Source organism: Halobacillus sp. B23F22_5 (assembly GCF_043497085.1).
Taxonomy (GTDB): domain Bacteria; phylum Bacillota; class Bacilli; order Bacillales; family Halobacillaceae; genus Thalassobacillus.
This window is the reverse complement of record NZ_JBIEKI010000001.1, coordinates 218535-240515: the sequence shown is the minus strand read 5'-3', so window position 1 is coordinate 240515 and position 21981 is coordinate 218535. Positions and strand designations below refer to the sequence as shown.

Here is a 21981-nt window from a genome sequence, read left to right as displayed (position 1 = left end):
AGTGCAAGGGAATTTGGGTGATTTCCTTCCCGTCAACACGCATTTCTTGGTTCACAATAGAGAAATGAAATTTAGCATTAAAAACCCCCTGAGATGGGTTATCTCAGGGGGAAGCTTTTAGAATGGATTGGTCGCCCACTGTGCGGATGTTTTGATGAAGATTCGCGGGTGGAGTTTCAATTGGGCAATCATATATTCAGCAATGTCTTCCGGCTGCATGAATTTTTGCTTTTCCTCTTCTGTAATGTCTCCTTTACCAGTAAGCTCCGTAGCAACCATACTTGGAGTCATGGCAAACACACGGATATTGTGTGGACGAACCTCCTGCATCAAGGCTTCACTCATTCCCAATAAGCCGAATTTAGAAGCACTGTAGGCCGTTGATCCTGCTGTCCCCTTCAATCCGGACATGGATGAGATATTGATGATATCTCCGCCTTGTTTTTCGATCAACTGCGGCAGAACATTTCGAGTGACATGGTAAACACCCATGAGATTGACATCAATGGTTTGTTTCCAATCCTCCGGATCCATTTCCAGGAAAGAACCTTTTTTCATAATGCCCGCATTATTGATCAGAATATCAAAGGTTCCCAGCTTATCTGTCAGATTTGCCACCGCTTTTTCTACCTGTTCTGGTGAAGATACATCTACTGCCGCATAGGCTGCTTGTACCCCCAGCGTTTCTGCTTCGGCTGCCACTTCTTTTAATGACGCCTCTGTTCGCGCGATTAAACCGACATTTACTCCCTCTTTCGCCAGGGCGAGTGCTGTCTCCCTGCCGATACCTCTTCCTGCCCCCGTTACCAGGGCGACTTTTCCTGTCAGTGACTGTGCCAAATTCATTCTCCTTTCTATTTCATACTGTTTCAAGGGTATCAAAAAAAAGCATATCTGTTTATTTTGATGCCTTGCTTCTATTAAAGTTAAGAGTGAAATAGTTAAAAGGAGGAATGATGAATTGAGCAAAAGCAACGATTTCATCCAATACTTTTTATCACATCGTACCGTTACGAATGAATTGATAGGAAAAATCGGAACAGAACATGTAAACTATCAGCCTACTCCGACCTCCATGCCTGCCCTCAAACTGGTAAACCACATGCTGAAAAGTTTTTACCAGTTCACTGCTGCTGCAGCCAAGCAAGAGCCGAAACAACTTTTTGAAGAGGAAGAAGGAGTTTCGCTTACGGAACTGGCAGAGACTTATACCATTGAGACGAAAAAACTGATCGAATCTATGGCTGATGAGGATTTTGCTAATACCATTGATTTGACGGAAATGTTAGGAGCAAAGCTTCCGGCAGAGCAAGTGTTGAACCTGGCAATGGATCACGAAATCCATCATAAAGGCAACCTGTTCGTGTATGTACGGGAAATGGGACATACGGAGCTTCCGATGTTTGTAAAACAAGGGTGATAGATAATCGGTGATCCTTTTAAAAGGATCACCTTATTTATGAAGGATATCGGTTGCCCCTGGCGAATATAGATTGAAGTAACCATAATGTCAGGAGGAATACCCTTGATCGAATTCAAACCAATGAACGACAAATCCTATCAAGCATACATCAATTTTCTTATCCCTGATTATGCGGACGAAATCGGGCGCAACTTCAACAAACCTGCTGAAAAAATTCTCGAAGATGCCTACGAACAATTTGCTCAGCTGCTTCCCGATGGAAGGAATACGGAGGATCACTATATCCTCCACATTCATGACCTCTCCACAAAGCAGCACGTCGGCAAATTGTGGTACAACATAAAAAAGGAAGAAAACTCCGCCTATATCTATCATATTTTGATTGACGAACCTTTTCGCGGAAAAGGATACGCAAGCCACACATTGTCCCACCTGGAAAAGGTTTTAAAAGCACAAGGTATCGCCACTATCGGCTTGAATGTATTTGGGGATAACAAAAAAGCCTACCATCTCTATCAAAAAATGGGGTATAACACTGGTGCTATCGTAATGGAGAAAGTTTTATAGCACACTAATGTTTCACGTGGAACATTTTGGAACAAAAAAAGCAGTCATTGGCTCATGACCAATGACTGCTTTTTTATTGTGCTAAATTAGTTCTGATTTTCGTAACAGGCACATAAAAGAACTGGATCAGCGGACCGATGCCAAATGCCACAAGCACAGTACCAACCCCGATTGGTCCTCCGATAATGAATGCCACTATCATGACTGAAACTTCGGTAACCGTCTTTGAAAAAGATAAGCTTTTTCCAGTACGGAAGTGAATCGCCATCATCAAGTTATCGATCGGATTTCGTGCATAATTGGCTTGCAAATACATCGAAACACCAATTGCAATAATTATGATTCCCCCAAGCAGCATAGCGAACCTGACAGCCAGGAACTCTGCTGCAAAACCCGGAAATACGATCAGCAGCCAGAAATCGATGCATAATCCGATTGTGAAAATAGTGATAATGGCTGAAAAGTCGGGTTTCTTTTTTAATAAGTAACCATTGATGAGTATCAGAATGATTCCTGCAATGAACATCCAGCTTCCCACGGTAAGTCCGAGGTGGTCAGAAAGCGCAACAAATAATGCATCCCAGGGACCGGCACCGAGGTTTGCTAAAATCATCATACTGATTCCAAATGATAGGAAAATCAACCCGATTGTATAAAAGACAGCGGTTAATAGACCGTTTTTCATGGTGTCACCTTCTACTTTGTTTTTCTTATGCTATCAGTTAGCTTACCATGAAATGCAGTGACTGCCTATATTTGGTTATTTATGACCTTGATAATCTTTAGGTTTGATTTCTTCTCCATTCTTACCACTGTAACGAAGTCCCCAGCCAGTCAAGGCAGCGATCAACATGACAATCAATAACCCCCATCCTTGAAAGACGAATGGAAATACTTCGGTCGGGCTTACTACCGGAAGAAAATCGTATTCTTCAGCAGCACCTTTGATTGTTGCCCAGGCAAGCAGGACACCTCCACTCCAAGGGAATATATACCCTAGAGATGAAGACACGGTATCTAAGAAATTCGCTCTCCGATAAGAATGAATATTCATTTCTTTCCCGATTTTTCTGACAAAAGGTGCGGCAGCGATTTCTGCAGCAGTATTGATGGTAATGAACACATTCAAGAAAGCTACAATGGCAAAAATAGAAAGTTCTGCGCGACGCACAACATTTTTAATGATATTGAGGAAGAAATTTTTAATTGTTTCCATTGTCCCGGCTACTTCCATCAAATGAGCGGCAGCGAGAATAAATAAGATTAAGATGGCCATATTGAAATAACCGCCGATTCCGCTCATCAATGCCCCTTCAATAACTGCTTCTCCTGAATCGTTCCGATACACATGAAGAACTTTTGTCAAACTGGTTCCTGTCAGGAAAATAAATACGACCGATGCGACGATTCCCCATGTCAAGGAGGTCAGAAGATGGTGCCCTGATAAGGCGAGGTATAACACGAGGATGAATGGAATCAACATCCATAACCCGTTTGGTCCAACCTGACTTTGTAAATTACTTAATGCAGTTTCATTTCCACCGGAACCACCGCCGCCAAAAATAATAAATAAAATCAATGCTGGAATGGCTGCAGTTACAGAATATTTGAATCGTGAGCGTACAACACCAGGTACATCTGCTTCCTGTGTTGTAGCGGAAACAATCGTCGTATCAGAAACCGGTGCCAGGTTATCTCCGAATACAGCACCACTTAAAATCGCAGCTAATAAAATAACCGGATCTGCACCAAGGATGACACCAGCAGGATACATCAATATCCCGAAGGTCGCTACAGTTCCATAGCCTGTCCCGACAGCTGTTGCGAACAAAGCTGACAGCAGGAAGGTCAAACCGACGAACATACCGCCTTCAACACCAGTCTGGAAACCGAACCAAATCAACCCATCCACTAATCCACCTGCAGATAACATTTTCGCGAACATTCCCGCCCAGAACCAGGCGATTACGGCAATAACACCAATTGGCTGTGCCATACCCGTAAATAAGCTTTGCGCATAATTCGACCATTTCGATTTAGTGAAAAACAATCCAAGGGCAATACCAATCACCATACCAAGCACAAGCGCTTCTTCTGTTACTAGCTTGGCCACACTCAATGAAATTGCCCAAATGATGAAAAATACTAAAGGAATTGTTGCAGCAAATACACCGCCCCTAAATTCCAGCTTTTCGATTGATTTTTCACCAATTGCTTCATCAATGACTTCATCTTGATGTTTTTTACTCATATGACTCCCTCCAAGTAACTATTTCACTGCATAAGTGTATCATATCTGCGATTTTTGTAAACGTTTTCAAAATATGGCAGCTGTAGTTGCAGTTATGATAGGCACATTCATCTATTCGAAATGTGTGTAATTTTTATGTCCCTATAAATGTGCCCATCCTCACTTTTGTTTATTAAAAATAAGGAGCAAAAGGAGTCAGGGAAATAACTCATTTTTTCCTCACCTGTGTATTTTCACTCTATGAAAGCGAAAATCGAGTATCAAACCTTTTTGGCTTCACACTCGATTTTTTTGAGTTACTTTTGATTATTTCCTTCGAATTCCACTTAGTTTCATTCCTGACTCTGGAACGGAAGGCATTCGTACCATACTGTAGGTCAAATCCTGTTCCGGCACCTGATACGTGATATCTTTGGTAAGAAAATCGAGGCTTGCCTTCATGACTCGCAGTGTCGCCCATTCTCCGGGGCAGCGATGGTTTGTATTATAATCACCGCCGCCTTGTGGAATCAGATCGAATAGGCTGCCGTTCCAGTCCTCAAACCGTTCCGGGTAGAACTTGTCCGGTTCATTCCATAGCCGTGGGTCATGATTCGTTCCGTAGATGTCCAGCAATACAAGCCGGCCTTTTTTAAATTTGATATCATTCCAGATGAAACCCCGGCGTACACGCGCTCCTACAAATGGTCCAAAAGGATAATAGCGGCGGACTTCCTGGGAAAACATCTCAAAAAAGTCATCATCCGCTTCCTGAAGCTTGTTGCGATATTGCGGGTGATCATGCAACGCTAAAGCGCTGAAAGCGATGAAGTTTGTAATCGCAACGAGCGGCCGGAGTACGTTAATCAATTCAATCGCCGCCATCTCGGAATCTAGATGCTCTCCGTCCAAATCACGGTGGAAAGCCATGGAATAAAGAGCTGTATCCTCCTTTGCTTCCAACTCGCCATCACGCACCTGGTGGATCACTTTTTTAATCCACGCTTCGCCTCTCTTTCTGGCTTTTCTCCCTTGCCAATGTCTCGGTCCAACCGCTCCAAATGCATCGACCATATACCAAAAGTCGTCTGCCCGCTCTTTTACTTCCTCTTCTTCTAATGGAACACCGGCCCAACGGCACGCAGCTCGGCACAACACTTCCTTTGTTTCTTGAAAAAGCACCACCTTTTCAGCTTTTTGCCATGCCGGGAGTTTTCTACGCCATTCTTCAGTTGTTAGTTCAGAAAGCCGCTGCAATCGTTCTTCCGTCATCAGCGTCATAAATAACTGCTTTCGGTGTTCATGAGCCTTTCCATCCATTCCCTGAATGGCATTTTCACCAAAAAGCGTTTTTTGAATTCGCTTTGGCGCAGCACCTTTTCGTGTGAATTTTTCTTTATTATAAAAAAGCTCCGCTGCCTCTTCCCCGCTCATGCACATCACTTTTTCACCTAACAAACGCGTTTCAAATATATCAGAGCCATAATTTTGGCACCTGTCAGGAATGAATCGATATCCCTCTTTCAATAAAGCAAGGCTGTTATCAAGTGTTTGTTCACTTGGGATTGGAGTAACTGTATTCATCGGATGATATCGCTCCTTTTCCTATAGATCGTTTGTAGTTATGTTCCCCTGAATACTTCCAGCAAACCCGTTCCATTTCAGTAAAACATAAATATTTTTTCATTTTGTTCATAAGTTGAAAAATAAGGAGCTGATCATCCATGAATATGGAGCAACTGTGTCATCAGTTCGGAAGAATATTGGGTGGAGAAGGAAAGTTCGAGCATGGCGTCTGTTCGGTGGAGCTGGAACGTGATTTGAACGTACGGATCCAGGGGCGGCCAAGCAAGGCAGAGCTCCATGCCGAGATGATGTTCGAATCGTTAGATCAAAACGGTTTGGCATTGAATATGGGGGAGACGGTTATTTTAGAAGAGGAAGTTTATCCATTCATGTCGGTGTTGCAGAAAAATGGCATCCTGGTGAGTGCTTTGCATAACCATTGGCTGTTCGCTGAGCCGACAATTCTTTATCTTCATTTTCAATCGGTAGAACCGCCGTTGTCGTTCGCCCATAAGGTGGCAGAAGCATTGCGGGTATTTCAAAGATAAAAACTGCTAATCAAGACTGTATTGTTTAGTAGCTAGTTGATTAAAACTTGGCGATCCGCCAAGTTTTTCTTATGTCATCTATCCTTCTGAAAATTACAAACCCTTAACATTTTCTCCATACAAGATTAATAGTTTCACCGTAATATGATGGCTGTAACATCAATAACATAACATATTGGGAGGAATCAGGTTTGTTTAACAAAAAGTTTTCTAAGAAACTACTACCAGTCGCAATCATGTCTACCTTTGTTTTTGGCAGTACGGCAGGCTCATTCGGCAATGAAGCCGCTGCTAAGTCAGACACTAGTAATAGTGAAATCAAAAACGTCATTTTCCTGATCGGGGATGGCATGGGTACCTCTTACACTTCGGCTTATCGATACTTAAAGGACGATCCTGCTACCCCTTACACAGAGAACACCGCTTTCGATGAAGATTTGATCGGCATGCAGGAAACGTATTCCTGGGATGAAGAAGAAAGCATCACCGACTCTGCTGCAGCTGCCACTTCCATGGCTGCCGGAATCAAAACTTACAACAACGCCATCGCTGTCGATATGGAAAAAAATGAAGTAAAAACAGCTTTAGAATTGGCGAAGGAAAAAGGAAAATCGACCGGGCTGGTTGCTACCTCCCAAGTGAACCATGCAACACCAGCATCTTTTGGTGCTCATGATGAATCCCGTCATAATTACAATGATATTGCTGATGATTATTTTGATGAAAAAGTGAATGGAGAACATAAAATCGATGTCATCCTCGGCGGAGGAACTTCTTATTTTGACCGCGAAGACCGCGACCTTACCGAAGAATTCCAGCAGGATGGATACAGCTATGTGGATTCACGTGAAGAATTGCTTAACAATGACAATGAGCAGGTGCTTGGATTATTCGCTCCAAAAGGAATGGACAAGATGATTGACCGCACGGAAGAAAGTCCATCTCTAAAAGAAATGACCTCTACTGCATTGGATCGTTTGAGTAAAAATCAGGATGGATTTTTCCTGATGGTCGAAGGCAGCCAGATTGACTGGGCGGGCCATGACAATGATGTCGTTGCTGCGATGAGTGATATGCAGGACTTTGAAGAAGCTTACCAGGAAGCAATCGAATTTGCCAAAAATGACAAGCACACCCTTGTCATTACTACTGCTGACCACTCTACTGGCGGTATGACTATGGGCCGTGACGGAGAATACAAATGGGACCCGGAACCAATCAAAGCAGCAAAGCGTACGCCGGACTTCATGGCTGCTGAAATTGCAGACGGTGCTGATGTAGAAGAAACGCTGTCCAACTATATTGATTTAAAACTGACACAGGAAGAAATTCAATCCGTCAAAGATGCAGCAGCCAACGGGGATAAAACGGAGATTGATAACGCGATCGAACGAATCTTCGACCTGCGCTCCGGCACGGGCTGGACAACTGGCGGGCATACCGGTGAAGACGTCATCGTGTACGGCTATGGTCCACAATCCAACCAGTTCGCAGGGTTGCATGACAACCATGAAATTGGGCAAAAAGTGATGGCAGTATTGGAAGGAAATCGTTAGGCACTGAAAAAATAATAGGAATGCGCCGCTGCCTTTAGGGCAGCGGTCATTTTTCTAACACCGGTTGAATAAGGAGGCGATGTTCATGAAACATCTGATAATGGTGGTGTTCAGTTTGGTTTTGTTAACAGGATGTTCGACAAATAGCAATAACAATGAAAGTCATGCGGAAGCAAAGGACAGCCCAGCACCGTTTGAGATTCCTGAAAAAACAAAATATACGAACAACCCTCAGGCAAGCGATGACCGTGATTTGAAAAAAGCAGGCGATCACATCGAGGATGAAAACGGCCAGCTGACACTCGAGACCATTAAAGAAGGGCAAACAGTTGAAGAAATCGGGCCTGTACAGCTTGTAATTGAAGATGTAAAAGTGATGAACTACTCCCCTTCTCCAGATCTGATCGACTATTTTCATGGATTTAGCGATAATGAAGCGAATTTCAACTATATCAAGTTTACAGTAGCCGTTAAGAATACCAGCGAACAGCCGACCAACTTCGCTCCGGTAGATTTACTGGAAACGAATGCAGGCGAGAAAAAAGACTTTGACGATGATTTTTATTTGGAAAAACTTTACGGAAAATATGAAGCTGGCGAAGTGAAATTCGGCAATATGGGTTTTGTGCTCAATGATACCAAGGTGGATGAGCTGAAATCTATTACAATAACAACCAGTAATGTGATGGATGAGAGCCAGGACACAATCGCTGAAGCGGAAGAGTTTGAGATTGGTTTAGAATCCGATTGAACAAGAAACAGCTTCCATACTCCACATATAAAATAACGCAAGGACTAAACCTTAAAAATTTAGCCCTTGCATTATTTTTATCTGCACAAATGGGAATGCTACAGAGTTTTCATACTGTTGTGAGTATTGTTACCACTTACAGAATCCGCAAGCTGCTCCCACAATAATTAATAAAATAAACAACACCACAATCAATACAAAGCTATCGTCTTTGCGTGCAGGAGCCATATATCCATAACCAGGCGATGGAGGAACATTAGCTGCCATTGTTGGAGCTGCGTTCACATTAGCCCCCATATACGGTGCTGCATTTACATTTGCATACATGAATACACTTCCTTTCAAGTTTGTTCACTACATTATATTCACCTAGTTTTATACAGAGCCCGTCAATATCCAAAATGGGCTGGAATCACGATGATTTAACTATTAATCATTTTATATAGATAAAAGCGATATTGTTCACATGAAATGGAGCTTTTATTATGGTGCACTACGATCTGCTGCTTTCTATAATTTGTATAAACTCTATCTGAATTTTTGTTACTTGTTAAATTATAAAAAGTAAGCCTTGTAACTAAATTTGTTAAATAAGCCGTAACATTACTTCCTTTTTTTCTGTGTTCATTTAAAGTATGTATCATCTCTTTATCGTTTTTTATCCCAAATCCATGTCCAAAGAATTTCCCACCTGTCATAGCCACAGCATTTACCCCTCTAAACCAGGGGGTTGCAGGGTTATAATCAGGGTTTTTGAAATATACAACATCACCAGGTATAAAATGATCCGAATAAAAAGTTTGTAGTCCTAGATCTGGATCAGTATGCCAACTGTATAAATAGAGGTTTTGAAACATGAAGTTAAATGCTTTTGTACCTATACTTTTCAATAGGGCATGGTAAAAGATGATTACACATGCTGTGGCACATTCAAAAGCATAAAGCGAACTGTTTCTATAAATGTCCATAATAGCATCCGAGGGAATTATATTAGGCTTTAATAGAAACCCGCCTTGAGTCGTCAAATCCCAGTATTAAGTATTACAGCGCGCATATTTAAAGGTTGTAAATTCAGCTTCACTTTGATTCATTGCTTTTGCACTTTCTATCATGTTATTTCGAACTTTAATTTCAAACAAAAGTTCGTTAAGGGAAGGAAAAGAATAAAGGGAATGAGAGTTATTCATTTTATGGATGATGATTCGTTCCACATTTCCAACCTTCAACGAGTCAATTGATTGAAAAGGCATCCCCGATATTTGTATCAATGGAATTCTCCATTCTATATCAAATTTGTTATTGTTAGCTATCTTATTCGAGTTTTGTTTTAAAGATGTTTTTTTTAGAAATCATGATTTCTTTGTGCCTTGTAGAAAAGAATCAACATGTACAGACTCAACTCGTCTGCCGTTCAAAAATAGTTTGATCGCGTGCTGCGCCGAAGCCTGCCAGAATCATCATAATTAAAATACCTATGAAAATTATTATCGGGACATTGACCGTTGCGGATACATCAATGACAATACCAATCAGCGTGGGACCAATGGCAGCCAGTGCGTATCCGAACGACTGCGCCATTCCGGATAACGCTGCACTCTCGCGGGCATTGGCAGCACGTAGACCAAGCAGTGTGAGCGCGAGACTGATACTGGATGCCTGTCCCATCCCCATCAGCATGACACTGCCAGTAAGCCAGGCTGTACTGGTGCTGACTAACATCCCAGTCAATCCAGTGAGATACAAAATGCCAATCATCATAATCAAACCCCGCTGATTGCGGAAACGGTCTGCCAGTACAGGGGTCAGGAATGTCATCGGAAGCCCGGATAGCTGCATGGTGGAGACCATCCATCCTGCAGCTGCAATGCCAAGTCCTTTTCCGGTCATAATTTCAGGCAGCCAGGTAATCAGACTGTAAAATAAAAACGATTGCAGCCCCATGAAAATGGTAACCTGCCAGGCTATTTTCGACTTCCATATCGGTGGTCCTGAAAGCTCAGGAATGGTTTTATCCTCTTTTTTCACAGGAAGAGTAAGCTGGGGAATCCATAATAAAGCGGCAACCATGGCGAGCAGTGCCCAGGCAAGCAGAGCATTTTCCCATCCTAAACCCAGCCCTTTCGCAAGCGGGATACTAAGCCCGGATCCGACTGCGGAAAAGACGGACATAGACGTCGTATAAACCGCTGTCATCAAACCGATTTTCCCAGGGTACCGATCCTTGATGATACCCGGAAGCAGTACATTGGAAATGGCGATGCCTACTCCAACAAGCGCTGTTCCGGTATATAACGTTGGCGCGGCGGCAATATAACGGATAGCGATGCCGATCATCAACGTTATTAACCCGGCGAAGACCATCCGCTCATAACCAAACCGGTTGCCCAGCTTTGGGGCTAAAAAGGAAAATACTGCAAATGAAATTAACGGAAGCGTGGTAATGAATCCGGCAGCCCCGTAGGAAATGCCCAAATCTGTCCGAATGGAACTGATGAGTGGGCCGACCCCGGTGATGGCTGGACGTAAGTTGAACGCTACAAACATGATGCCAATGATTAAAATTATTTTCTTTGTTTGGGGTGGTTGATCTCTCATTTCTATTTTCCTCTCAGGTCATAAATCATTAATTACCATCCTATCATTTTCAAAATTATTGTAAATCGGGAACATCTTTCAAATAAGTTGCTCGAACGCTTAAGGGAACGTAAAATAGAAAGAATATAATACATCGGAAAAGGTTGATGCAGTATTGAAACACTTATCTCTTAAGTATTACTGGTTAGGAAGACTACTCGCTTCTGACCCAGGACGGAAGCGGTTGAACCAGGCAGGCAAAGCGACATTGAGCCTGATTTCCTCGGTCTTTACCGTGATTTTCCTCTTCAACTGGATTAATCAGGAGGCGTTGACCCCGGCAATTGTAGCTGGAATGGCTGGAATGTTGGGCATCATGGCTGTCATGGACGAGACGAAACAGGAAAAGCAAATAACTACGGGGCTGCTTGCGATCGCTGCCGTAGGAGGCGTCACCCTGGGCGCTTTATTTGCTGAAAGTGTTTTCCTCGTTTCCACCCTGATGATTGTCATTATCACTTCCGCCTTTTATTTCACCAGATACGGAAGCCGTTACTTTTCTCTTGGTATGATCGGCTTCATGACCGTTTACATTTCATCGTTTTTAAAGTTATCCCCTGGCCAATTCCCTTGGTTCTATCTGGCGATTGTTATCGGAGTCAGCTACGCCTTCCTTTATAATTTCTTTATTTTTAAAGATTCCGTACACATGCTGAGAAGAAGTATCCAATCGTTTCACACGCAAGCGAATTTGACTTTTCAATTGTTGGTCGAGATGATTCACGATCCAGAAATAAAGGAATCCCGGGCGAAAAAACTTCATTATAACGTACGTAAACTGCGTGAATATGCCAGCAATGTGGTGACTGATTTGAATACGCACGACGTAAGAAAAATTTGGCCAGGTCTCAACACGTCACAAGTACGGCTTTATGTTTTTGACACAGCTATGTTTGTCGAAACTCTTGCTGATTCGCTTTCGGAACTGAAGCGGAACGACGCTTTTGAAACAGAAGAAGTGAGGCAATTGCTCGTGGAAGTGATTGCTGCGCTTCGTAAAGCAGATGTGCTGGCACCAGAATATGAAAAAGAGAATTTGCTCACTGCCCAGCGGGCCACCGTAAAGTTCCGGGACAGGATCAATCTGCTTTTTGACGAAGAAGGCCCCCGTCCCAAAGGCAGGCTCTATTTATTGCGGCGCATCGACTCGATTGCTAATCATGTCACCAACGGTGCGATAGAAATCCAGCTTTCCCTGCAAAAAGGAGATAGTGAATCCCCTTCAACCGAGGAGCAAGACGATGAAGAGGTGGCCGAAGACGAGAAAGAAGAAGGGCTGAAACCTTCGACGAAGAAAGCACTGCAGGCTTTGGTGGGCGGTACGGTCGCCGTTATTGTCGGCCATATCATTTCACCGATTCAGCCCTACTGGGTGATTCTGACAACATTCATCGTCCTGCTCGGTACAGAAACGGTCGGCCGTACGTATCTGAAAGGATTTCAGCGTTCTGTAGGCACAGTCATCGGAGCTATTATCGGTTTTGGACTTGCCCGGCTTGTTTCCAGCTACACCACGATTGAAGTGGCACTTATCTTTGTCGTCGTTTTTTCCGCCTTTTATATTTTGACGGTTTCCTATACCGCGATGAGCATTTTCATCACCTTGCTCATTGCCTTCATGTACGATCTGTTGTTAGGGGGAATCAGTTTTGAATTATTAGGCGCCCGTGTCATTGATACGATTGCCGGGGGAGCGATTGCGTTTATCGTATCCGCGGTTCTTTTACCAACCAGGACACATGACAAGGTGAACGAGACATTTGTTAACTACCTGGAAGAGTTGAAAGGATATGTAATTCCGTATGTAAGCAGTTTTCATAAGCCGGTTAATGTGAAGGAATTAGCAGAACAGGCTTTTGCGATGGAAGAAAAGGTCCAGGTCATCAAAGATGAATCCCAGCCGATGCTGCAGCGGCCAGGTGCGATGAAGCATTCGGAATTATCGAGATGGATTACCATTTTTACTGCTACCAACTACTATGCCAAACACCTGGTAGCTTCCTCTTATCAGAAGAATTTCGGCTATCCGGATGAATTGAAAGCTATTTTTCCTAAGGTTGAGAAAAAATTAGAACATAATATTGATGCCCTGATTGGGAAGATAAGAGGCGAAGAACATATTGGTCAGTTATACGATTTACAGGATGAACGAGAGCAAATTGAGCGCCTTGCCCCTGGCAGCGATCAGGGACAAGGCGACCTTGTCCACCACCTATACTATGTTTGGCGAGTTAATCAATCGCTGCTGGTGCTGGCTGTAAAATTAGGAATAAGATGAAAAAAGGACTCCAGCGTCAGGAGTCCTTTTTGCTTATTTTAGCAAGCTATCATTGATTTCCCCGCAGGCAATTCGTACACCTGCATCACCAGATGGCTGGGATTCATTGTCGTCTGGCTTCGCGTGAATCATCAATGCTGTTCCTTCTTCTTTTAATAGGGAATTATCTTCCCCTTTTTTCATAGTTACGTTTTCCGCCAGGATTTCCTTTTGGATGGACTCGTCGCCACCTACATTAATGTTCGGCAGATCGCCCGCATGTGGCCCATCTTCACTGTTTTTTCCATGGCTGACACCTTCAGGGTTGAAGTGGCCACCAGCTGATTTAAACTCAGGCGGCTCACAGGTTCCTGTCTCATGGATATGGAACCCATGTTCACCCGGTGGAAGTTCAGATGCATCCAGGTTGATCAGCACGCCGTCCTCTTGCTGAGTCAATTTAGCGGTGCCAATATTATTATCATCCGTATCTTTCAAATCCACGGTAACCTCTTGTGTTTCTGCGCTTTTATCCTCATTACTCTTACTATCTTCGTTTTCCTTATTTTCCTTGCTGCTCTGATCCTGGTTATTCTCTTCTGTGTTTTCCTTATTTTCCATGTCTTCACCGCTTTCATTGTTGCCGCCGCATGCAGCTAATACCGCGATCATCATAATGGAAAGCATGAGAAACAACCAACGCTTCATCGGCACATCGCTCCTTTTTGTAAAAATTTCATGATATGTAACTTTTTACGATATATGGAGCTAGTAAACGTAATTGACACAAAATTGGACTTTCAACCTAATGGGGATGTGTAAGAAGTCGTGGTTTATCTTAGGGGAGGGAGGGGTCTGTCTTAACGCGGGGGTGTGCTGACTTAATGCACGTAAGTTCTTCCATAACCCCAAAAAAGAGGAGATACAATCTTCAATAAAAAAGGAAGCCGGGAAACACCCGGCTTCTCATTTAATCATTATTCTTCTACTGTAGCATTTACAGAAACTTGTACTGTTTCCTCATCTTCTTCTGTTGGTTCTTCTTCCTCAACTGCTTCTTCGTTTTCTTCGTCTACTTCCACTTCTTCTTCGGTTTCAACAGATTCTTCTTCCTTAGCTTCCTCTTCTACATCCACTGCTAGTACTGCAGAATTTTCAGAAGCATGCTCTTTTGCTGTTGCGCTTGCGTTAGCAGATGCTTGTGCGTTTACTTTGTTAACTTCAGACTTATTTACTTCTTCTTGTGCTTCCTCTGTTGTTTCTTCGCTATTTTCGTCTAACTCAACTTCTTCTGTAGACTCTTCTTCTGTTGTTGTTTTCTCGTCAACTTCTACATCTTCTTCTGTACCTTCTTCAGTTGTTTCTTCTTCTACAGTTTCTTCATTTTCATCAGCTTCAGTCTCTTCTTCTGTACCTTCGTCTTCTGTTGATTCACCAGATTCAGTTGTTTCTTCAACTTCTCCGGCTAGAACTGCAGAGTTTTCAGAAGCGTGTTCTTTCGCTGTTGCGCTGGCATTTGCTGCTGCTTGAGACTTAGCTTTGTTTTCTTGAGACTTGTTTACTTCTTCTTGTGCTTCGTCTGCTGCTTCCTCAGTTGCTTCTTCGCTTTCTACGCCTGCGTCAACTTCTTCTGTGGAATCTTCTAAAGTAGTTTTTTCTTTTTCAACTTCTACCGCTTCTTCTTTTACTTCGCCAGATTCAGTTGTTTCCTCAACTTCTCCAGCTAGAACCGCAGAGTTCTCTGATGCATTTTCTTTTGCTGTGGCACTTGCATTAGCTGAAGCTTGAGCGTTTGCTTTGTTTTCTTTAGATTTATTTACTTTTTCTTCCGCTTGAACAGTAACTTCAGCAGCTACGTCAGATTTAGCAGAAGCTTTTGCATTCGCTTTTAATTCTGTCTTTTTCTCAGCTGCTACTTCTTGTTTTTCTGCAATTTTTACTGTTTTTTCTGCATTGGAAGATGCTGCGTCTGTGGATTGGACTCCAACGAATGCTCCGATTGTCAATGTTCCTGCAAATACTAGAGATTTGAACCATGTGTTTTTCATTTTTAAATCGCTCCTTAATTTTTATTAGTACTGCAATTTCGATACTTTTATAAAATTAAGAAGCGTTTTTCGGTGGTTCTGCTGGCGGTGCATTCACCCATTGATCTGTGAGAAACTCAGATCTTATACCGATTGTTTGCGAATTTGAGGCAAAAAACAGGAAAGAACCTGGCAGGTTTCCTTTTATCAAAGAAAAAGTGGTCTGGCCTCCAAAGTCCCCTCCGCTCGAAGATACTGGTGACGGGAACGAAGCTGGTTTGGTCATATGTATCTGAGCGATTGGATCTTTCCTCGGCTCTGGAAGTGGTGCCGGCTCTTCTTGTTCTTGTTTTTTCGGTTGCTGTTTATTCGCTGTACTATTTTTTTGAGTTTTCGCCTCTCCTGAATCGGCTGCTGAAGTCTCAACTTTTTCGTTCGTTGACTCGATTTCAGCTTCTACTGGCTGCAAATCCTCTTTTTTATCAGCTTGGTCATCAGCAGAGCTATCATTTTTATGTTTGTCTGTTTCTGCAGGTTGCTCATTACCTTTGCCCGAGCTATTTTCTACCGAACGTTTTGACCTCCCCTTTTCATCCTGCGGTTTATCTTCAACTTGTTTCCTGACTGCTTCCTTCTTAGAAGCTGACTTCCTCTTTAGCTCGTTTGTCAGTTCAGAAGCTTTGTCACTTGCCTGAGGTGGCAACGTTGAAGCTTTATCTTTGGCAGGTTCTACAGGTTCGCTTTCTTTATTTGGTTGCATATTTTTACCTGTCGTCTCTTGAGAGATTTGCTTTCCATGATTAGAAGCTTCTTCAGCAGTCTCAGAGGCTTGGCTTCCCTTCTCCGCTGCTTGTTCTTTAGCAGCTTGAGAAGTTTCTTCGCCTTTCTCCGAAGCCTCTTCAGCGACAGGGTTCGATGATTCTATGTCTACATCAGCCTGTGGCGATGCCTGTTCAGGAGTAATTCCATTATTCGCAAACGTGTCGGCTGGAAGGAAAAATACCGCCAGTACCATTAGAGATACGTATAATAATGGTCTTGTGCGCATACGTTCACCTCCTTCCCTCTATTTACAAAAGTTCCTTAATTTCGCTATTTTTTTGTCCGTATTCTGAAAATTGTGGTAGAACTTAGTAAAATTCGTACATACAAAAAGACCGGAAAAAACCGGTCTTTCCCTTAACTTTCTTCTTTTTCTGTCTTATCTATAATTGATGTTCCGGCCAAATCCCCTGTTACGTTCAAGGCTGTTGCTCCCATGCCTACAAGGGCATCGATCGATGTAAGTAATGCGACGACTTCCATCGGCAAGCCGACCTGGGTGAACACAGTAGCAATCATGACAATCCCTGCCCCTGGAACTCCTGCCGTTCCGATCGAGGCAAGTGTACCGACAATGACGATGGCCAGCATTTCGCCGAGGCCTAGTTCAGTCCCCGTATAATTGGCAGCAAATACAGCAGAAACAGCGATCCGAATCGCAGCGCCATCCATATTGATGGTGGCGCCAAGCGGTAAGCTGAAGCCATATAAGCTTTTCGAGATACCGAGGTTTTTAGCGGCATTCAACGTAAGCGGCAAGGTTCCGGAGCTGCTTTGGGTGACGAAAGCGGTAATCATCGGAGTCCGGGCTTGAGCAAAGAAATTGCCGGGGCTTACTTTGAACAGCAGCATCAGTAAAATGTAAATAACTATCTGCACGATGATCGCTATATAGAGAACCCCAATCATGTTTCCCAGTTCTAAAATCGTGTTCATCCCCTGATTGCCAACTGTTTGTGCAATGATAGCAAAAATACCTACTGGTACATACTGCAGGATCACATGCATAATTTTGAACGTAGCTTCGTTCAATCCATCGGCCATCTTATAGACATGCTCCCCAAGAGCTCCGTGCTCTGTTGATCCCCTTAATGCTGAAATCGCGATTCCGAACGCAATGGCCGTGAAAATGATGCCGAGCAAATTCATTTCACTGAACGCGGTTACGATATTTTCCGGTACAATATTCAGCAGCACACTCGCTACGCCAGGATGTTCACCGGCATCTACTGTCTGATCGGTCTGCTGTGTAATTCCTTCGCCAGGTTTCATGATGCTCGCGATAGTCAAACCGACGATCAGCGCAAGAGCAGAAGTAATAACGTAGTAGAGGAATACTTTACCGCCCATCCTGCTCAAATTAGCCAGTCGCGTCTGGTTCACCCCTACGATTAATGTAAATAAAATCAATGGAATAATGATAAATTGCAATAACCGAAGCAGTAAATCGCCAAAAGGTGCCAGCACGCTCGTATCTTCGCCGAAAATAATCCCTGCGATAATACCCAGAGTAAGAGCAATTGTTATTTTTACGATCAGCGATACATCTCTATATCGCTTCCAAAGTGTTTTAATACCTCTTCCCCCCTCAATCGTATAAATCCTATTTTACTTATCGGAATTTTATAATAACTTACTAAAACAGGGGATAAAAGTCAAAACAAAGGACTTATTTCCTGCAGGTTGCGTTGGCACCGCCAAGTCCCGGGCTATAATCTATCCCTTTAACAATACGAGTATATCTTATCGATGGAAAACAAATAGTATGATTATCGCTGACTTTAAAGGAGGTGATTACGATTAACGCCCAACGAGCACAGGATATTGCTTTCTCGTCCGATATGGTTCAGGTGACCTATAACGGAGAAAGCGTCTACATCGAACACGTCGACGAAACAAGCGGCACAGCTACCATCCATCCTCTTAACAATCCAGAACAAAAACAAAGTGTTCCTGTAGACAGTTTACAGGAATAGTAAGAATTAGAACCCACCACCTTACGCGGCGGGTTCTTTTTTCTGTCTTCAGTTATAGGCCGCCGAAGTTATTTCCCGTTTGTCTGCTTGCAAATTCGTCTCGTTCGCCGCCATCAGCCAGCTCCTCCGAAAACTCTTCCCCATTTTCTTCACTGGCATCAAAATCATTAGGATGTTCATTTAAATAATCATTTTCTCCAGGGGCAAAGGTATCGTTTTGAACACTGTACTCCTCCAGTCCTGGATGGCCTGTTTCAAGCTCTACTTCTTTGTTGTCCCTTGTTTCGACTTCTAATTTCCGCCTTTTTGATGTCTTTTTCTTCTCATCCATATGATCGTATCCTTTCTATTTTAGCTTTTGTCTTTCCATGTTTATAATGATACAAATAGTGGTCTTTATGTATGGCAGAGGTAGGCATTAGGTTTTTACCATTTATTTAGCCATATGATTCCTCTTACCGTCGGACGCCCTTTTAACGTAAAGCAACCTATTATTGCTTCTTAATTTATAAAGTTAAAAAAGGGAACTTCCTGAGTAGAGAAGCTCCCTTTTTAATTCCATTGAAACAAGTCATTTGTTAAAATTTTTAATTTTTAACTTATTAACTTTCCAACTTTTCAGTTGATACAACTATGCCGTCTTCGTCCACATAAACATAATCGCCCGGATTCCACGCAGTATTACCGAACTCCAATGTGATATTTTTCTCTCCTTTTCCTTCTTTTTTGCTTTTCAAAGGGATGGTGCCTAAGGCGATTACGCCAGTATCGGTTTCACATACTTCGAGTAAATCTCGAATATACCCATTGATAATAACCCCGGCTAATCCTCTTTCTGCCGCTATTTCAGCCAGGTTACCACCCATCAGAGCGCAATTTTTTGAAGCCGCTCCATCGACCACTAACACGTGTCCAGGAGGAATGGTTTCTAATGCCTCTCTGACGAGGACATTATCGTCTTTTACCTTAACGGTGTAAATAGGGCCAAAAAAGCTTTTCTTTTTACCAAAACTTGAAAAAGACGGATCGACAATGCTTAGCTTTTCAGGATACTCGTCGCATAAATCAGCTGTTTTAATAGTCATTAAATCTTCCTCCCATTTTGTATATAAGCTAAATAATAAAGATTTCAATAAAATGGACGTTAAATCCTTCTTAACCGGAAGCTCCAAATCTAGATACCTTTAGAGAATCTTTTTCTTCACATTGTTTGTTGAGGAAAAATTATGATTTACTCACAGTGGTTACTTTCATAATGCTTCCCTTCTTGAGGAAACTTGCCCTCTGGCGGGGTCCAGACACTTTGGCAAATATTTTTTACATTTGCCACTGCATATGTATATGTCCAATCTTTTTCATTTTCAAATTTAACTTCTAAGTGATAAGGGTTATATTGCCTGCCTTCTTTTCGGCTAATCGTCCATTCTTGATTAGGATATTTTTCTGCTAGATATTGATTTAGTTGTTCGATTTTTTTTGAGACTTGATAATCAACCCAGTGAGGACGAAGAGTAAAAAATAATAGCAATAGTGCAGTTAATAAATACGCGATAATTAAACTAAGCTTTTTAATTTGCTTAGGTAATAAGAGTGCAATGACAAAAATAACAACAACCAAAATAGTGGACCCTGCAATTTCTATTACTGTAATTGGATGCAATTTATCCCCCCCGGGCGCCTCCGATACCTGATGACTAATCACTTTGAATTCATGTAATACACAAGATTGTCCGTCCAGGCATTGTATTCATAAATAAATCCCTTTCTTGTACACTCATAAGTCATTCCCGCACCCTCAGCTAACCGAATTGAGGGTGTATTATCTACATTGATGTGAGCTTCAATGCGATGGAATCCAAGATCATGGAAGGCGATACTTAACCCTTCCCTGACCGCTTCTTTCCCGTAGCCATTTCTCCAGAATTGGTTGTGAATCCTATATCCCAGAAGCCCCCATTGAAACTCCTCTCTCATGAGCGTACTAAACTCAACCTTGCCGATGTGTTTGTGATCCGCTTTCCGAAAAACCCCAAACACATATACTTCATCCTGATCAGCTAATTCTTGAAATTCTGAAACAACGTCATTGAACTTTTCCTGTGTCCATCCACTCACATCCATCCCGTTGCCGTCATACTTATACTGGGAAGGGAGCCTGTTGCGGAACCCTTCTACCCACCGATCATAGTCATTGTTATGTAAAGGTCTTAAAACTAATCGTTCAGTTTCTGATTGAAGCTTTTGTTTTTTTGTTATCAAAGTGACATCTCCTTTGCAAAAATCATCTCCTGTATAACTCCCCTTCACCCATTTGAATTTTATGGAAGTTCACCTTTTGTTTCCCTGTTTTTCATCGCTCTCGCTATTTGCTGAGAGTTAAAGTCTTTTTCTTCAGCTAAATTATCGATGATCGTGTGATAGTCCTCTTCCATTCGATTTTGACTTAATTTATAAGCAGCCTGGACTTCTTCCACTTTCACTTTAAATCCAACGATGCCTTTGATTTGCTTTTTAGCTTGTTCAGAAAGGTTTTCCCATAAAACTGGATGTTTTCGGTGGCTTTCATACTTTTGCAGCAACAGGATAAGGTCCTCCTGCAATTCCTCTTCACTCATAATACTCGCTGTTCCATACACATGAACGGCCTGATAATTCCAGGTGGGGACATCTTCAGCCGTATACCAGGATGAAGAGATGTATGCATGTGGACCTTGGTACATGACCAGGACATTATCATCCCTCAATGTTTTCCATTGAGCGTTCCCATAAGCCATATGTCCAGTTATGTAGTAATCGTCTCCTTGTTTATGTAATTCTAAAGGCAAATGAGTAGCAATGGGGTTCCCTTGATCTGACGTTACAATTGTTCCAAAAGAGTGCTTCTCAATAAATGCTCTTATTTCATCAAAATCTGTAACTTTGAAATGGTTCGGGATATACATAACAGTCCACCTTTCGAGGAGTTATCGGAGTCTTTTGGTCATGATGATATCCGTCTGTTTTTCATCTCCCATATAAAAAGAATGGGCTCCTGTTTGAACAAAACCCATTTTCTTGTAAAAAGCAATGGCATTTTCATTTTTTTCCCAAACTCCCAGCCAGATTTTCTGTTTGTTTTCATTCCATGCTATTTCCATAGCTTTATTCAAAAGATATTTACCAAGTCCATGTTTTTGAAAGTTGTTTATGATATAAATTCTCTCTATTTCAAGTGCGTCCTCGCCCATGTCTTCCGACTGTGCATCGTTAATATTGACTTTTAAGTACCCGGCGACTTCATGATTAAAATACACAAAAAAGAATTGCGAGGAAAGGTTGGATAATTCCTTTTCTACTTGATTCAAGTTAAATGCCTTTTCCAAATAGGCATTCATACTTTCTGGAGAATTCTGATGCTTGAATGTCTCCTGAAAGGTTTCATAACTAATTTCCTGAAGTTGGCGTAAGTCTTCAAAAGCACACTTTTTTATCGTTACAGGCATTTCTATATGTCGCTCCTTTATCTAAAAAACTATACTCTAGTACATTGGAAAATATTGATAGTATGAGCATATCATAAGATACACCAGTAAAGTACAGGCAGTTCTCAGCATTCATTTAACTGCCCCTCTTAATCTTATCGAT

At 42.3% G+C, this 21981-nt stretch carries 23 protein-coding genes and 1 pseudogene; 7 read left to right on the top strand and 17 right to left on the bottom strand.

Going from position 1 to position 21981, the window contains the following annotated elements; all coding sequences use genetic code 11:
- Window positions 1-117: 117 nt before the first annotated feature.
- Window positions 118-846 carry a 3-ketoacyl-ACP reductase gene (locus ACGTN9_RS01205; RefSeq protein ID WP_499590491.1) on the bottom strand — a complete coding sequence of 243 codons (729 nt, stop codon included), beginning with the start codon at window positions 844-846 and terminating at the stop codon, window positions 118-120.
- 115 nt (window positions 847-961) lie between these two features.
- On the opposite strand from ACGTN9_RS01205, the gene ACGTN9_RS01200 reads away from it, so the two are divergent.
- Together ACGTN9_RS01200 and ACGTN9_RS01195 are read left to right on the top strand one after the other, a co-directional pair.
- Window positions 962-1420 carry a DinB family protein gene (locus tag ACGTN9_RS01200; RefSeq protein WP_499589722.1) on the top strand — a complete coding sequence of 153 codons (459 nt, stop codon included), beginning with the start codon at window positions 962-964 and terminating at the stop codon, window positions 1418-1420.
- 105 nt (window positions 1421-1525) lie between these two features.
- Window positions 1526-1990 (top strand): GNAT family N-acetyltransferase, encoded by a 465-nt coding sequence (locus ACGTN9_RS01195; protein ID WP_499589720.1) that lies wholly within the window; start codon window positions 1526-1528, stop codon window positions 1988-1990.
- Window positions 1991-2063: 73 nt separating this feature from the next.
- Here ACGTN9_RS01195 and ACGTN9_RS01190 read toward each other — a convergent pair whose 3' ends face one another.
- From ACGTN9_RS01190 to cypC, 3 genes are all read right to left on the bottom strand, one after another.
- Window positions 2064-2675 carry a YczE/YyaS/YitT family protein gene (locus ACGTN9_RS01190; protein ID WP_499589718.1) on the bottom strand — a complete coding sequence of 204 codons (612 nt, stop codon included), beginning with the start codon at window positions 2673-2675 and terminating at the stop codon, window positions 2064-2066.
- A 75-nt stretch (window positions 2676-2750) separates the two neighbouring features.
- Window positions 2751-4241: a Na+/H+ antiporter NhaC family protein gene (locus tag ACGTN9_RS01185; RefSeq protein WP_499589716.1), complete on the bottom strand. Its 1491-nt coding sequence runs from the start codon at window positions 4239-4241 to the stop codon at window positions 2751-2753.
- Window positions 4242-4547: 306 nt separating this feature from the next.
- On the bottom strand, window positions 4548-5804 hold the full coding sequence (cypC, locus tag ACGTN9_RS01180; protein WP_499589714.1) for a CYP152 family fatty-acid peroxygenase CypC: 1257 nt from the start codon (window positions 5802-5804) through the stop codon (window positions 4548-4550).
- A 140-nt stretch (window positions 5805-5944) separates the two neighbouring features.
- Between cypC and ACGTN9_RS01175 the strand changes: the two genes are divergently transcribed.
- The 3 genes from ACGTN9_RS01175 to ACGTN9_RS01165 all read left to right on the top strand — a co-directional run bounded on the left by ACGTN9_RS01175 (window position 5945) and on the right by ACGTN9_RS01165 (window position 8641).
- Window positions 5945-6334, top strand: a complete 390-nt coding sequence (locus ACGTN9_RS01175) for a DUF1259 domain-containing protein (RefSeq protein WP_499589712.1) — start codon at window positions 5945-5947, stop codon at window positions 6332-6334.
- A gap of 191 nt (window positions 6335-6525) precedes the next feature.
- Entirely contained in the window at window positions 6526-7890 is a 1365-nt protein-coding gene (locus tag ACGTN9_RS01170; RefSeq protein WP_499589710.1) for an alkaline phosphatase, read from the top strand.
- Window positions 7891-7975: 85 nt separating this feature from the next.
- Window positions 7976-8641 carry a hypothetical protein gene (locus ACGTN9_RS01165; RefSeq protein WP_499589708.1) on the top strand — a complete coding sequence of 222 codons (666 nt, stop codon included), beginning with the start codon at window positions 7976-7978 and terminating at the stop codon, window positions 8639-8641.
- Window positions 8642-8770: 129 nt separating this feature from the next.
- Here the strand turns inward: ACGTN9_RS01165 and ACGTN9_RS01160 are convergent, their stop codons facing one another.
- From ACGTN9_RS01160 to ACGTN9_RS01150, 3 genes and pseudogenes are all read right to left on the bottom strand, one after another.
- Complete coding sequence (locus tag ACGTN9_RS01160; RefSeq protein ID WP_499589706.1) at window positions 8771-8968, bottom strand: YjcZ family sporulation protein; 198 nt, start codon at window positions 8966-8968, stop codon at window positions 8771-8773.
- A 95-nt stretch (window positions 8969-9063) separates the two neighbouring features.
- A pseudogene (gene tgl, locus ACGTN9_RS01155) lies at window positions 9064-9909 on the bottom strand (spore coat transglutaminase TGL).
- A 127-nt stretch (window positions 9910-10036) separates the two neighbouring features.
- Window positions 10037-11236, bottom strand: coding sequence for a CynX/NimT family MFS transporter (locus tag ACGTN9_RS01150; RefSeq protein WP_499589704.1), 1200 nt, complete (start codon window positions 11234-11236; stop codon window positions 10037-10039).
- A 154-nt stretch (window positions 11237-11390) separates the two neighbouring features.
- On the opposite strand from ACGTN9_RS01150, the gene ACGTN9_RS01145 reads away from it, so the two are divergent.
- Window positions 11391-13553 (top strand): FUSC family protein, encoded by a 2163-nt coding sequence (locus ACGTN9_RS01145; RefSeq protein ID WP_499589702.1) that lies wholly within the window; start codon window positions 11391-11393, stop codon window positions 13551-13553.
- A 33-nt stretch (window positions 13554-13586) separates the two neighbouring features.
- Here the strand turns inward: ACGTN9_RS01145 and ACGTN9_RS01140 are convergent, their stop codons facing one another.
- The 4 genes from ACGTN9_RS01140 to ACGTN9_RS01125 form a co-directional block, all read right to left on the bottom strand.
- Window positions 13587-14240: a superoxide dismutase family protein gene (locus ACGTN9_RS01140; protein WP_499589700.1), complete on the bottom strand. Its 654-nt coding sequence runs from the start codon at window positions 14238-14240 to the stop codon at window positions 13587-13589.
- Between the two features lie 269 nt (window positions 14241-14509).
- On the bottom strand, window positions 14510-15580 hold the full coding sequence (locus ACGTN9_RS01135) for a hypothetical protein (protein WP_499589698.1): 1071 nt from the start codon (window positions 15578-15580) through the stop codon (window positions 14510-14512).
- A 55-nt stretch (window positions 15581-15635) separates the two neighbouring features.
- Entirely contained in the window at window positions 15636-16607 is a 972-nt protein-coding gene (locus ACGTN9_RS01130; RefSeq protein WP_499589696.1) for a hypothetical protein, read from the bottom strand.
- Window positions 16608-16738: 131 nt separating this feature from the next.
- Window positions 16739-17956 (bottom strand): dicarboxylate/amino acid:cation symporter, encoded by a 1218-nt coding sequence (locus ACGTN9_RS01125; RefSeq protein ID WP_499590489.1) that lies wholly within the window; start codon window positions 17954-17956, stop codon window positions 16739-16741.
- A gap of 224 nt (window positions 17957-18180) precedes the next feature.
- On the opposite strand from ACGTN9_RS01125, the gene ACGTN9_RS01120 reads away from it, so the two are divergent.
- Entirely contained in the window at window positions 18181-18357 is a 177-nt protein-coding gene (locus ACGTN9_RS01120; protein ID WP_499590487.1) for a small acid-soluble spore protein H, read from the top strand.
- 52 nt (window positions 18358-18409) lie between these two features.
- On the opposite strand, the gene ACGTN9_RS01115 is transcribed toward ACGTN9_RS01120, so the two are convergent.
- From ACGTN9_RS01115 to paiA, 6 genes are all read right to left on the bottom strand, one after another.
- Window positions 18410-18688, bottom strand: a complete 279-nt coding sequence (locus ACGTN9_RS01115) for a hypothetical protein (protein WP_499589694.1) — start codon at window positions 18686-18688, stop codon at window positions 18410-18412.
- A gap of 271 nt (window positions 18689-18959) precedes the next feature.
- Window positions 18960-19442 carry a ribonuclease E activity regulator RraA gene (rraA, locus tag ACGTN9_RS01110; RefSeq protein WP_499589692.1) on the bottom strand — a complete coding sequence of 161 codons (483 nt, stop codon included), beginning with the start codon at window positions 19440-19442 and terminating at the stop codon, window positions 18960-18962.
- Between the two features lie 146 nt (window positions 19443-19588).
- Window positions 19589-20017, bottom strand: coding sequence for a hypothetical protein (locus ACGTN9_RS01105; protein WP_499589690.1), 429 nt, complete (start codon window positions 20015-20017; stop codon window positions 19589-19591).
- Between the two features lie 38 nt (window positions 20018-20055).
- The gene (locus ACGTN9_RS01100) at window positions 20056-20616 is read right to left on the bottom strand and encodes a GNAT family N-acetyltransferase (RefSeq protein WP_499589688.1); all 561 of its coding nucleotides are present in this window, start codon (window positions 20614-20616) and stop codon (window positions 20056-20058) included.
- A gap of 59 nt (window positions 20617-20675) precedes the next feature.
- Window positions 20676-21299, bottom strand: a complete 624-nt coding sequence (locus tag ACGTN9_RS01095; RefSeq protein WP_499589686.1) for an FMN-binding negative transcriptional regulator — start codon at window positions 21297-21299, stop codon at window positions 20676-20678.
- Between the two features lie 21 nt (window positions 21300-21320).
- Complete coding sequence (gene paiA / locus ACGTN9_RS01090) at window positions 21321-21839, bottom strand: spermidine/spermine N(1)-acetyltransferase (RefSeq protein ID WP_499589684.1); 519 nt, start codon at window positions 21837-21839, stop codon at window positions 21321-21323.
- Window positions 21840-21981 lie beyond the last annotated feature (142 nt).